At 44.8% G+C, this 13,501-nt stretch carries 12 protein-coding genes; 1 reads left to right on the top strand and 11 read right to left on the bottom strand.

What is annotated here, in order from left to right; genetic code table 11:
- Positions 1 to 9: 9 nt before the first annotated feature.
- From RID53_RS30870 to RID53_RS30885, 4 genes are all read right to left on the bottom strand, one after another.
- The gene (locus RID53_RS30870) at positions 10 to 207 is read right to left on the bottom strand and encodes a hypothetical protein (protein ID WP_446391732.1); all 198 of its coding nucleotides are present in this window, start codon (positions 205 to 207) and stop codon (positions 10 to 12) included.
- Positions 208 to 461: 254 nt separating this feature from the next.
- Positions 462 to 1,691, bottom strand: coding sequence for a glycosyltransferase family 2 protein (locus RID53_RS30875; RefSeq protein ID WP_446391733.1), 1,230 nt, complete (start codon positions 1,689 to 1,691; stop codon positions 462 to 464).
- Positions 1,692 to 1,829: 138 nt separating this feature from the next.
- Entirely contained in the window at positions 1,830 to 2,789 is a 960-nt protein-coding gene (locus RID53_RS30880) for a sulfotransferase family protein (protein ID WP_446391734.1), read from the bottom strand.
- 144 nt (positions 2,790 to 2,933) lie between these two features.
- Positions 2,934 to 3,269: a hypothetical protein gene (locus RID53_RS30885; RefSeq protein ID WP_446391735.1), complete on the bottom strand. Its 336-nt coding sequence runs from the start codon at positions 3,267 to 3,269 to the stop codon at positions 2,934 to 2,936.
- A 144-nt stretch (positions 3,270 to 3,413) separates the two neighbouring features.
- Between RID53_RS30885 and RID53_RS30890 the strand changes: the two genes are divergently transcribed.
- Positions 3,414 to 4,619, top strand: coding sequence for a class I SAM-dependent methyltransferase (locus tag RID53_RS30890; RefSeq protein ID WP_446391736.1), 1,206 nt, complete (start codon positions 3,414 to 3,416; stop codon positions 4,617 to 4,619).
- Between the two features lie 95 nt (positions 4,620 to 4,714).
- Here RID53_RS30890 and RID53_RS30895 read toward each other — a convergent pair whose 3' ends face one another.
- The 7 genes from RID53_RS30895 to RID53_RS30925 all read right to left on the bottom strand — a co-directional run bounded on the left by RID53_RS30895 (position 4,715) and on the right by RID53_RS30925 (position 13,435).
- Positions 4,715 to 5,737 (bottom strand): glycosyltransferase, encoded by a 1,023-nt coding sequence (locus tag RID53_RS30895; RefSeq protein ID WP_446391737.1) that lies wholly within the window; start codon positions 5,735 to 5,737, stop codon positions 4,715 to 4,717.
- A 58-nt stretch (positions 5,738 to 5,795) separates the two neighbouring features.
- Positions 5,796 to 6,377, bottom strand: coding sequence for a serine O-acetyltransferase (locus RID53_RS30900; protein WP_446391738.1), 582 nt, complete (start codon positions 6,375 to 6,377; stop codon positions 5,796 to 5,798).
- Positions 6,378 to 6,622: 245 nt separating this feature from the next.
- Positions 6,623 to 7,627 carry a glycosyltransferase family 2 protein gene (locus tag RID53_RS30905; RefSeq protein WP_446391739.1) on the bottom strand — a complete coding sequence of 335 codons (1,005 nt, stop codon included), beginning with the start codon at positions 7,625 to 7,627 and terminating at the stop codon, positions 6,623 to 6,625.
- A 254-nt stretch (positions 7,628 to 7,881) separates the two neighbouring features.
- Positions 7,882 to 8,850 (bottom strand): sulfotransferase, encoded by a 969-nt coding sequence (locus RID53_RS30910; RefSeq protein ID WP_446391740.1) that lies wholly within the window; start codon positions 8,848 to 8,850, stop codon positions 7,882 to 7,884.
- A gap of 56 nt (positions 8,851 to 8,906) precedes the next feature.
- A complete protein-coding gene (locus RID53_RS30915; RefSeq protein ID WP_446391741.1) occupies positions 8,907 to 10,295 on the bottom strand; it encodes an O-antigen ligase family protein in 1,389 nt (462 codons plus the stop codon).
- Between the two features lie 270 nt (positions 10,296 to 10,565).
- On the bottom strand, positions 10,566 to 11,585 hold the full coding sequence (locus RID53_RS30920; protein WP_446391742.1) for a class I SAM-dependent methyltransferase: 1,020 nt from the start codon (positions 11,583 to 11,585) through the stop codon (positions 10,566 to 10,568).
- Between the two features lie 44 nt (positions 11,586 to 11,629).
- The gene (locus RID53_RS30925) at positions 11,630 to 13,435 is read right to left on the bottom strand and encodes an ABC transporter ATP-binding protein (RefSeq protein ID WP_446391743.1); all 1,806 of its coding nucleotides are present in this window, start codon (positions 13,433 to 13,435) and stop codon (positions 11,630 to 11,632) included.
- Between the last annotated feature and the right edge of the window lie 66 nt (positions 13,436 to 13,501).

Here is a 13,501-nt window from a genome sequence, read left to right on the forward strand (position 1 = left end):
GACTTTGGATCAAATAAAGTAACGAGGACAGACTAAGTTTTTCACCCGAAACGATAAGGCGGCAATGGTATCATCGGGTTTGGGGTGCGGTGGTTGCTCTAACAGGTAAATGGCTTGAGTGGGTCTTGGGGACGTGTTGGCACGTTGAGCGAGTTCGCGATTAGTTTCCCACAGGATTTCGATAGAGCAAAAGCAAAGATAGAGCAAAAGCCTTGGCTGAGCGTTTATATCAGCTAGCTCAGGATATTGATTTACGCAAAAGGGCGAGTCATATCATGTCATGTCCGGTCAAACACCCCTGAATAAAAACGCCTGTAATCCTTGTTTTTATGGCTTTGCAATTATGGGCAATCGTTAGGACATGATATCAATCAGCCCGTGAGTGTACTGTTGAGGCATTTGATGTACGCGTTAGCGCTCAGCGGATTTTTGATGGGATTAAAACTTATGCTGATGTTTGGCTATAGAACGGTTTCTGATGACTCACCTGCATCCCGTTCTGTTCTAATCCACTTATTCTCAGGCTTCACCAGAAAAGCAAAATACAGGGGAATCTTCCACAAAATATAAAACGGTACAGTCAACAGTGTATGTGCAGGTATATTCTCACGGCAAAACTTAACCCATGCTGCAATAATGGAAACTAAAATCAACAGTCCTTCTAGCCCTACAAAAACTGCTGGTATCCAGGATACTCCCACAACTGCTGCTAGTAACGTTCCCCCCATCACTGCTACCCAAATCATGACTAATAGGGAAAGCGGAGGTACAACTAAATCAAGAGCGATCGCAAACAAGTCAACCCGCCGCTGAATCACAGACTGGGTAAGGAGTCGCGGGACTTGGGTAAGTAAGGTTTGTAAATGACCATGTTCCCATCGGGTGCGCTGGGTTTTGGCGGCTTCCTGCTGCTGGGGGAGACATCCGGTAACTCTAGCGTCTAAACAAAATAGGGGAGAATGTCCGGCTATGGCTAAATCAATGCCAAGCTGCATATCCTCGACTATATTATTACTCGCCAGGGGCGCTTGACTAATAACTGACCAAGGAAACGCCATCCCCGTACCCATCAATAAACAGGGAAATCCTAGGCGATTTAATCCACGGGGACGAACTAAGTTTTTCACCCGCACCGATAGGGCGGAAATGGTATCTTTGGGTGTAGGGTTGGGGGGTTGTTCTAACAGGTAAATGGCTTGGGTGGGTCTTTGGGAAATGTTGGCACGTTGAGCGAGTTTCGCGATCGCGCTTTCATGTACGATACAGTCAGCATCTACGAGTACCACGATATCCGGTGGGTCGGTAGAAAGGTACTTTATACCGTAGTCTAGGGCATATCCCTTACCTTGGTGTTCTGTGTCGTGACGTTCGATTACCTTTGCGCCTAGTTGACGTGCGATCGCGGCGGTGTCATCGGTACAATTATCGGCAATAACTACCAGTCTATCTTGGTCGGTTAGCTGGGGTACTATGGTTTTTAGGGTGGTGCTAATTCCAGAGGCTTCGTTGTGGGCGGGAATTAACACAGTTATGCGGGGAGGGGAGGCTGAGGCGGTTTCTGGTGGTTGACTCGGTGGGAAGAGGGCGGCGAAACACTCGATAAATAGCATCCCGATGGGGACAAGAAGAGAGAGTGCGATCGCGAATAGGACTATTTCCACGATAATAAGCCATGGCGGATTGGTGAACATGACCTGGAAACCTCGCTGTGTCTGGAACTTTGGGGAATAGGGATAGTGCGATCACTAGGACGCTGTTTGGGAAGTTTATTGTTACCTACGTTTTTGTCCTATGTTCTGGGAGAGTTATTCGTGAGCGACGAAATATTTTTACTTAAGATATCGCTTTTCAATAGCATTGAGTTTCAATTTTACACGTTTGTGCCATGGCTTGATCTCTAGCTTTCTCGAAAAATATTCTGCTAAAAACAGAGGCAATCCCTGACGTTTAACTCGGAATTTTACCCGTGCATACCAGTCCTGAAATCTTAGGCTTCTTGCCCTTGCTGGAGTAACCTCTAGAGGTGGCAATCCACTAAGTTCATAACCCCGCTCAACTAGCCTATCTGCAATTCGTGATTCAACCAACTGAATCTCATCCTCAGACAGTTTTCGTCGCCACTGTTGAATTAATTTCGGATCGGGTAAATCAAAAGTAGTGTTCTGAGCGTAACTAAGCATTGCTTCATCGTAAGGAACACCAATAAATTCACTCAGGCGCGTCAGAGTTTTAGTCGGTTCTGAAATAAGGGTTTCATAATTTACCTCAGTTCGCCGTTCACCGGGGATCATATCTTGTAGCTGTGTCCATAATTGTTCAACTTCTATCCAACGCTCTACCCCTGTCCAGACATTACCTGCCCAGCCCATACCGATACAGGAACGAGCAACATCTCTACCATCTCTAACTATATGTATAAAGCGAGCATCTGACCAAATCCGCAGCAATTTATCGAAGTGGCGATGAGCGGTAGCACCGATTAGGGATTTGCGCTCCTGATTCTGTTTCTGGAGTAAAAAGCTATTAACTAGTTGCGGATAGCTTAAACTGCGGTCAATTCTAAAACCAGTGGCTTGAAAGATACGGTGAGTTTCCAACCATTGATAATATTCTTCAAGCTGGGGCCAGCCATCACCATCAGGTATGCGATCGACGGTATACTCAAATTCATTACACCAAGCAATCTGGGGATGATGACTCAGCATGAGTCTCAGAACTGTTGTACCCGAACGCTCCGCACCAACCAGAAAAATGGGTTCAGATACTAAATCTTTTTCTTTCACTATCATTTTATTTTAATCTCGAGTAACAATTAACCCCAACTAATCACCAATTTTTTTCTTAAGCAAATGGGAAAGCCAATGGAACGTTTTTGTTTGGCAGCTTTGAATGACTTGCCACCGATGGATACCCAGCGTTTATCCGATCCCTCCCTACTCCTTTCCAACGGTTCCCTCACTGGCAAGGGGCAAGACTGGATTGAACATAGAATTTATAATACTATCAATTCTATATAAAGTCATGTCTGGGTTGGTTAGCTGGGGTATTATTGTTTTTAGGGTCGTGCTAATTCCAGAAGCTTCGTTGTGGGCGGGAATTAACACGGTTATGCGGGGATGGGAGTCTAGGAGAGCTTCTGGTTGTTGACGCGGTGGGAAGAGGGCGGCGAAACACTCGATAAACAGCATCCCGATGGGGATAAGCAGGGAGAGTGCGATCGCGAATAGGATTATTTCCACGATGATAAGCCATGGTGGATTGGTGAACATGACCCGGAAACCTCGCTGTGTCTGGAACTTTGGGGATTAGGGAGAGTGCGATCGCGACAAACCTATATCTTCTGGTTATTATAGTGCTGGCAGCTTACTCCAGTCGAGTAAAATATACAGTATACTCATCAAACGCTAACGATTATGACGTGTCGGATTTGTTCAGCCGATGTATCGGTACTCCTGGATTTAGGAACCTCACCCCCCGCCAACTCCCTGAAAAAATCGCCAGAACAGGTTCAGGATTCTTATCCCCTGGTTCTAGAGATTTGTGATAACTGTGGCAATGTCCAGTTGCGAGACTGCTTGGATGAAGAAGCCCTCTATAAGGATTATTTTTATGTGACCCCTTCGTCTACATTGCTATCCCGCCATTATGATTTTCTTCAGTCATTCTTATTCAAAAATAATTATTTAACCAGTCATTCCTTTGCGTTAGAGATTGGTAGTAATGTTGGTTTATTTTTAGACCATATTAAACCCAATGTGGCTAAAGTAGTGGGCATTGATCCAGCCCAGGAAATTAGTGAACTGGCTAATCAGAAAGGGATTGAGACGGTTTGTGACTTTTTCAACGAAGCATCATCCGTCAAACTGAAAGACCAATTTGGCAACCCTAATATTATTCTCGCCCGTCACTGCTTTGCCCATAATTGTGACCCCCATCGGATGCTTAAGGGGGTGACGCATTTGCTGGATGATTCTGGCTTGTTTGTAATTGAGAATGCCTACTTGTTGAACACGATAGAGAACAATGAGTTCGACCAGATTTATCATGAACACATGTTCTACTATTCTATCCGCTCGATGAAAGCGCTGTTGGCGATTCATAATATGCATTTGGTGGATATTATCATGTCGCCTATCCATGGGGGGTCGATTGTTTTTGTCGCCAAGAAAGTCAGCGCTGAGGATAAGATTAGTTCAGCGGTAGGGAAGTATACGCTTCAGGAGGATCTCTTACTCACCCCCTCAGCGTTTAAGCATTTTGTCGAGAATACCTGGAGAATTAAGGATACGTTAGGTCGATTGATTAAGGGGTTAAGAGATGGTGGGTGGACGATTTATACTTATGGGGCGACGGCGAAGGGAAATACGTTGTTGAATTTCATCGGATTAACAGATAAAGAGATTAAATATTGTGTGGATAGTACACCAATGAAACAGGGGAAATATTTACCTAAGTCCAATATTAAAGTGATTTCTGAGGAAGAATCTCAGGAGAATCCCCCGGATTATTTCCTGTTAACCGCCTGGAATTATCGCGATGAGATTGTAAATAAGGTGCGTCAGTCTGGGAATTATACGTCTCAGTTTATTGTGCCGATACCTTTTGTGCATATTTTATAAGATTATTGACTCCCGGTACTCATTCTGTATCATGTAACTGTCACTGTTGTCTTCCCTTTGGTAGGTTGGTGGGATGCTCCCTATCAATTAGGTGTTTATGGCACAGGTTGGCTATCTGGGCTAATGGCAGTTACATCTTTATACTCAACCAATTTAGTATGCCGTCCTTTTAGTCGGTTAAGGTGAAACAGAATTTGACCCTGTACTAAGGGGAATTTACCAATCACACAGAATAGTGCAAAAATTCGGGCATCTCTCGAACTTAAACCTTGTTTTTGCATCCAGTAGTCTATGCGATAGATCAGAATTGGATAACCGAGGAATAGCAGTAAACTCAATCCCTGGGTAAACCATGCCATGCTCAAAGCTAGCAGGGGCAGAACTAATCCCCAAAACCAAATACTTCTGCTTTCTTTGAGCCAATGCCGTTCCGGACTGCGACCGTGTAACCAAGATCCCTCAGCATAGGCATGACCACATCGGCGAAAACGGTTCCACCACTGGCTAAACCGTTTAATGTCAGCATCGTGTCGGGTCATTTCAGCATCAATGCGGAGGATTTTCCAGTCCTTCCGCCGCAGTCGCACGCACAGTTCGGGTTCGCCACCGCCGATGAGAGTGGGATTGAATCCTCCCACCTGTTGTAAGGCGTCTGGACGCATCATGGCGTCACCGCCACAGGCTTTGGCTTCACCGATTGGGGTATCCCATTCAATATCGCATAAGCGGTTATAAACCGAGGCGTCGGGGTACAGTTCGCGTCGCCGACCACAGACGACGGCAACATCTGGTCTGGCGTCGAGTTGGGCTTCGGCTTTTTCCAACCATCCCTCGACTAACTCGCAGTCACCATCGATAAATTGGACATATTTAATGTCGGGATAGGTGTTGATTAAATAGAAGAAGCCTTCATTCCGGGAGCGAGGAGACGCCATCGGTTTGGCTGGGTCGAGTTCAAGGACATCGACGCCGAGAGAACGGGCGAATTCTACGCTACCATCAGTTGAAGCCGAATCGACGTAGACGATATGAGCGACTTTGCCAATGACAGAATCTAAGCAGCGACGCAGGCGTTCTCCTTCGTTGCGTCCAATAGCTACTAATCCGATGTTACTCATATTCCGACTCCGATAGTCTCCAATCTACTTACTTATAGCGATAGTTTTGACAGATTAATCAAATTGGATTCGGACAAGCTTGGGAGTTAATAATTTTAGCGGGAATACCGACAGCGGTTTTTCCGGCTGGGATATCGGTGAGAACCACGGCGTTAGCTCCAATATTGACATCATCTCCAATAGAGAGCTTGCCCAGGATTTTTACACCTGCTCCCACGTTAACGCGATTTCCTAGTTGTGGCGCATCCAAGGGGTGTTCCCGATAACGATTTCCCAGGGTTACTCCTTGACGGATCACACAATCGTCACCAATTGTGCAATATCCGTGGATAATGATGGCACCTTGATGTTCTATGATTACGCGACGACCGAGTTTGACGGTGTAGGGTAAATCAATCCCATACACATTCCGGACATGGCGGTATAAGGCTCGGTAAAGGATGCTAAACGGCGCTCGCAGCAGTTTGGGTTCGATGGTCATGCGCCAGACGCCAAAGCGATAAATGGCGACAGCCCGAAATCCCGGTTTTGTCCAATCTTGTTTGTGGGCAATCCAATCTTCTTTGATTTGTTGCCAAAGTCCTAGAGGTTTGGTTTCGACTTCCTGGCTACTGGATAGGGCGTCGGGCTGCGTCTCCATTGTAGTTCTGTTTAGGTCTGCGAGTTTTTCCACGTTTAAAGTTAAGTAAGGACTATCACACCAGTGGAGTCATCGAATCAGGATGCTGAAAAGGTTCAAAATGTCAAATTTTCTACATGTAAATGCTAATATAAGCGATTAAATTCTCCGTTTTCTATACAAACCGATGTTCTGCTAAAACGTCTCTACTGACCTTATTCTTTTTTGTTTTGTCACCGTTAACCTGGGTTATGCTGACCAACACTTTAGGGTTGATTTGTGGGCAGGTTTCGTTGCCTATATACACTATTGCGGATGAAATCATTAAGCATATAGGGTGGATCTTTGTCCGGTTTCCGTTGAATGATGCGGCGCATACGCCATAAGGAAAAACCAACGATCCAGAGAGTATCGGCTAATAGGGTGTAAGGTAATCCATAGTTTTTGATAAAGAATCGTCGCCTAGAATTGAACCAGTACTGAGGGCGGCGCTTGGCTGGGCGTTTGGTGTCAGTCACTCCCGTGCTTTGTCCAACGATATGAACAATTCGACTATCCGGGACATACCAACAACTCCAGCCTGCTCGTTTTGCCTGTAGGCAAAAGTCGCCATCTTCATAATACAAGAAATATCCTTCATCTAGTAAGCCAACCTGCTCAAATACCTCCCGGCGCACAATCATGCTGGCTCCTGCTACCCAGTCGGTTGGGCAAGGTTCTTCGGGGATGGGGGGCCAAACCACCCATTTTTCCAGAATTTTCGAGGCGATGCCCAATCGTAAGCCTCTGTCTAATTCGCTCAGTGCTGTATGAAAGCGGAAAGCAGAACATTGGGGAGTGCCATCGGGTTCTTCGAGGCGACTACCGGCAATCCCCACGTCCGGATGTTCGTTCATAAAGTCTACTAGGATTTTTAGGGCATTGGGGCGAACAATGGTGTCTGGATTGAGTAAGAGAACGTAGGTCGGGGGATTGGTCGATTCTAGTGCTGGACGGATTGCCGCATTGTTGCCGAAGGCACAGCCGCCGTTGTGGTTTAAGGGGAGTAATGATGCCCATTTTCCCCAGCCTTCGGTTTCTATGGCAGCGGCAATTTGTTCGACGGAGCCATCGCCAGAGGCATTGTCGGAAACGACGACGCGAGTGCCAGGTAGGGATTGGACTTCTATTTCTAAGGAGCGCAGGCAGTCGATTGTTAGGCTGGGGGTGCGGTAGTTAAGGATGACTACGAGTAGAGGATAGGAAGGATTGGGTTGAGCTGCATTTGACATTTTGGGTATAAATTAAGTAAGAGTGCCAAGCATAAGCAGAAGTTTTGGGTGGTTTCGACTGTAGTGTGTTTCAATCATTCACATAGTTACGAAGTCTTGCTGGCTGGCTAAAGGTTTAAGCAACTCATTTAGGCTAGCTACATTTCTCTTAGCAATCATAACTGAAATCGGTAAGCTTTATTCTAATTAACTGGCTCGTGCGTGCGTTGATTGCTCAACCGGAAATAATCCCCAATGTATTCATCTTAGCGCCACTAATCTTCCCACCAATTTGACATGAAGCTGCCAGCTAAAATGCGCTTGGTCAACTCAATTTTCTCTGGCTCTAACTTCTTAGACCACGCCGTGGCGATCACCTGGGAACTTGATGCACTTTTAGCGATCTCCGCTTCGATGTCCTTTGTCCAGGGTAGATGGCATTTATCATAAACATGCTTCGCCACATCAATAGGATTGGCAACCAAGTCCTCATATACAAGCTGCACATAATTGGCACGTCCCTCACCCGCCGTGTGAATCGTTTCGCTAGCATAGCGCCAATACCACAACTCCGATTCTTCTTCAGACATCGCCTCTATCTCGCCAAACCGTTCAGCCCACTCCGGTTCATATTTAACAATCTGCCTGAGACGTTCCTGGTTATCCTGCTTAATCACAGTTATATCCTGATCTGCCCAATAGCGACGACTCATCGAATTCAAAAACCCTCCTGGGTGTCGCACAATATGAATCACCAGCACATTGGGACGGTTGAGGAGTACCCACTCTGCCCATGCTGGAGCCATATTCAGCTTTAAAACCGTAGACGCTTGCTTAAGGGCATCGGGGTGAACAAACCACCTCGGCACGGGCCAGTCAGGTTGCCTGAGGCTAGGCATGATTGGGGAAAAGAGTTGGCGAAGTCGGCGCTTGCCCAATACTATAGTTCCTAACTGACGGACTGGCTGATTAATATAAAATTTAGGATAAGTTCCTATGCGATCGCGATCACCCATTCTCAATGCAACTGATGCAACAGCTTTGTCCCATTGTCCTCCAAAATCATCACCTAGAGGTTGTCGAACAATGGGTGATGGGAGTTGAGCCAGAGGAGAGGTTTTTAACTTATTGGCTTCATTGCGACAATAAGTCTGAGGGCTAAGGTCGAGGAGATCAAGCAACCAGTTGGTTCCAGAGCGTCCCTGCCCGAAAATTAAGATATAGTCTGGTTTATCTGCGCCCATATTTGTTGTTATCACTCAAGTGTTGCTTAAGTAAATTAATCATTCAGATATTGTCTCTATCGTACCAGATACGCCTTAGATACTGAGGGACGACTGCCTCTTAGTTTTTGTGTTTCTGGCTGATTTAATAAAAACCCGGCTAACCCTCCACATAAAAGCATATAAATTGGGTTTTCTATGGCATTAAGCAGACAATCAAACATATATAACGTTAGGATCAAGGCTGCTATAGCCGCAGGAGCGACTTTAGGATTAAACCAGGTTTGGGGAGGATATCGACCCAAGCAAAACCTGACCACCGGAAGTAGCATCGCCACGTATACACTCAGTAAGCCCACAATACCCCGGATGCCAAAAGCTTGCATCCACAGACTGTCGGTCAATGATGTATTTATTTCTTCTCCATACCTGTTATATTCATAAATGCGATTTCGTCCCCATCCTCCCCATCCAAAAATTATCCGCTGCCGTGCTTTGTCCCCTAATTCTTCTTCATTATCAAATCTTATTTGTAAGGAAGCAGCTCGTTCTTCATTCGTTACCTGAGCCATAAATGAAACCATCTGATCAGCCCTTTCACCCGTAAATGTCCCACTCACCCCCATACCTAAATAGAAGAACATCGCTCCAATCACCAGCAATAGAGGTAAAGAGGTCTGAAACCAGCGAATAGTAAATAGAATAACAATTCCAATTCCCAGTAACAGCCATGCACCTGTAGATTTGATCAGTATAAATGTAATCAGCAAGACTGGCATCAGCAAACCCATGGGAATCCCCCACACTTGCTTAAGTCCCCTAGCTTGCCACAGCCAAATGCCAGCCAGTGTCGCTGCCATCATCCACATACCCACTTCAAGACCATGTTGCATGAAAACTTGTGGTCTAAATCCCCCATAACGCATCGTTTGAAGAAACATGTGAGGAAAGAAACCGTAAACCATGCGGTGTAGCTGCGGACTCATGCGGATTTCATACAGACAAAAAGGAACATAGACTAAACCGCCAATAAAAATACCAATCACTAATAAGCGCAACCCCCGCCAATTATTGAAGTAGATGCGACCGAGAAAATAAGGGACACCCCAAAGCAGCGTTTGACTAAGAACTGATGACATGCCATCGTAGACTCCTAGGTTGTTACTGATTGATGAAGCCAAGGGACACAGACACCAGATTAGCATGGGCAAATCTAGCCAACTTAATTTAAATGAACTGAAACGTCCGACATCAAAAATAAACGTAGCGAGTAAAACGCAGTAAACAGTTGCTGATACTCGCGTATAGTCAGGAAGACCTGGAAACGAAAAAGCCGTTTTTTGGGGAAGGAATAGCCAGGCGACAATGAAGCTAATTACCACTGCCTTTGGGGGCGGAAACCGAGTAAATATGTATAATACTAGGGGGATCAAGGCAAGCATCGCCAGTTGAGCTTGAGGGGTCATGGGCTTTGTTTTACAGAGTCACTGTTTAATTAGGGCTTGCTGCATAAGCGTGTAAGGTAGACCAGATAAGGGTTTCCAGCCATTTTTCGATCCAACAAGTGCAAGGTTTTTACACTATAACAGTCTTGCATCCTGGAATTTTCGCCGACAACAGCACTAAATTTTACCTCGACAGAGGGTTAAAACCATTGCCCATTGCCTATTCCCTATTGCCTCTCCCCACCACAAAACTTATTCAGCAGCCCCTAATTAGACCATCTATCTATATAGTTATATAGTGGGCTGCCCATTCGGTTTTTCAGCAATAACGCGAACACAATCATACTTCTGTTCATTGGCAGCGAAAGCACTTTGAAGTAGTAGAAGCCAACTCTTTAAGTTGAAGTTTTTGACTTGGGGGGATTCGTTATTTTCCTCCAGAGAACACAATATTTCAGCTATCTTTTGTTCTATACAGATATGATGTTTTGTAAATTGTCGGCAGTAACCATAGAACTCAGTAGCGCATAGTTTAAGCTCTAACTGTTCACAGAGCTTATGTAAACTATATTTTGTAAAAAAGTTTAAATGTCTTGGTACATCCAGATGAAACCACGCGATTCCCCAAAATTTGAATTCCAAGGCTGAATTATTGGGAACTTCAATTACTAACTTACCACCTGGAGCCAATAGCTTAATGGCATTAGAGACTGCCTTAACCGGATCTACAGTGTGTTCGAGGGCATGTTTAATAATCACTAGCTCATAGTGTCTCAAACTAATTTCCGGTGGTAGAGACTCCGCTGTACCAGCAAACACTTGAAGACCCCGTTCTTCGACCGCTATAAATCGGGCTTGCGGATCAGGTTCAACTCCATAGACGGTATGCCCCCACTCTCGCAATTTTTCCAGCAGCTTGCCATTACCGCAACCGATTTCGCAAATAAACCGAGAAGTCGAACCAAAGTGAGAGTGAAACCAGTCATGAGGCCATCCGTTAATCCCATCATCAAAACGCCAAGCCAGTTGAGTTCGTAATCTTTCTAGGAAAGAAACCGATGACACAGAGTCCGACGATCGGGGATTGACTCCATGAGTATAATATTCATCAACGTTATAAAAACTGGTAATTTCACTCGGATCTGGAACCGGGTATACTCGTCCAAACTGTGACGCTTGACACCAATACAATTGGAATGGCTTGCTTACGGTAGGGCGTCTCCAATCACCCGGAACAAAAAGCCACGGTTTCATCTCAGCTCCAGAGATTGGGCAAACGGGGCTAGCTGTTAAGCCACTCTGATCAATCATTCCATTCCTCTTGCTCATCATATCGACTATATTTTCCTAAGAAGTTAACTGTCCAAAACTACTTCCTGATAACTCCCCGACTTCACTACTCGTCCCTTCTCCAACATATAAACCCGATCGCAGTTCTCAACCGTAGATAGGCGATGAGCGATCACAATCAGGGTTTTCGTCCCCGCCAGAGCGTTAATCGCCGCTGTCACCCGACTCTCTGTCTCATTATCCAATGCCGCCGTCGCTTCGTCCAGTACCAAAATTTCCCGTTCATGATAAATCGCCCTCGCAATCCCTATCCGTTGGCGTTGTCCCCCGGATAAACGTACCCCCCGTTCACCTACCCCTGTCTTTATCCCATCGGGCAATTGCTCAATCAATTCCTCAAGCTGCGCGGCTGCGATCGCTTTGTGCAATCGTTCCTCATCAATCTGCTCATCAGGAACACCAAAGGCAATATTCCGTTCGATTGTATCATCGGTCAAAAAAATCGATTGGGGAATATACCCGACAAGGTTTTGCCAAGAGCGCAGATTATCATAGATGGATACACCATCGACTTTAATATCTCCACTCTCTAGCTCCAACAGCCCTAGTATCACATCCACTAAAGTCGTCTTTCCCGCTCCCGATTTGCCAATTAAGGCAATCGATTCCCCTTTCTTAATCTTAAACGAAATCTGGTCAAGAGACAGTTCGGAAGCCTCCGGATAACGATAGGTTACATTAATCAGCTCAATTTGATTGGCAAAGCTAAGCGCTTGATTTGCTTTATTTTTCCCATGAGCTGAGCCATTTACCCTTGCATCTGGCAGTATTTCTAGACGATTGTGAATTTTTTGTTTCTCTATTTCCTTGAGATCTAAGTAGAGCATATTCAGCGCATAGTTAGAGGTTCGCATTTTTGCCATGGACTGAACAAATTGACTTGATGCTGGGATTAAGCGTACTGACGCCACAGCAAAAACACCCATCACAGCGGTCAAATCTTGTCCATTTTCCGTGAAGAAAACATGAAACAGAGAGACAAATAGAACCACAAATACAATTAAACTTGTCTTAATAAAAATGTTCGGTAATAGATTTGATGCTTGTGATAAAGTAGCAGCTCTAGCATATTTTTGAGCTTGTTGGTCTATTTGATTTTCAAAATAGGATTCACAGCCAATCAACCGTGTCTCTTTTAATCCACCTAGGCCGTGGTTAATCGTACTAATCATTTCTTTTTGAGTTTGCGATTGGATTCTACCCCATCGCTTAAATCTATGCCCAAATTTACTAAATAACAAAAATGTGGGTACCAAAACAACCAAAACCATGACCAAGAGCAGGGAATTGCTATATGCCATTAATCCTGTTAAAACCCCGATCACAATTCCATTGGTCACAAATATGAGTAACGCGAGCAAACATTGATTGGTAAACATATTTGTCTCGGTAATAATATTTCTAATAATACTGGCTGTATTTTGATTTAAGTGAAATGTATAAGGTGCTTTTAAATATGCCTTGAGTAACCGAGATATCAAGATTGATTTTTGCTTATGGGTGTATCGATATATATATGTTTGAGACAGAAAATAAAGCAACGCTTGAATACAGAAAATGGCAATAATTATAAATCCGACGATGGGGATAAATTGCTGAGGGGATTCCAATCCTGACTTTCGATAAGCCCAGTCGAGTACAGTAATACTTTGAATCGATTCTGGGTTGGACGCTAGGCTGATGAATGGTCCGACTAAGCCAATGCCAAAGGCTTCTAGAATTGAGGTAAAGATAAATATTAGTAAGAGGAAGATAAGACTTTTGCGACTTCCCGTTAAAACGTATAAAACTTTGGAAAGATAGTCAATCATCTGGATAAGTAGTTTGTTTGAGTTTTAGAGTTTATTGCCCTGAACCGCCAGCTAAGGGGAAGGGCA

This window comes from Coleofasciculus sp. B1-GNL1-01, from assembly GCF_040220235.1.
Lineage (GTDB): Bacteria > Cyanobacteriota > Cyanobacteriia > Cyanobacteriales > Coleofasciculaceae > Coleofasciculus.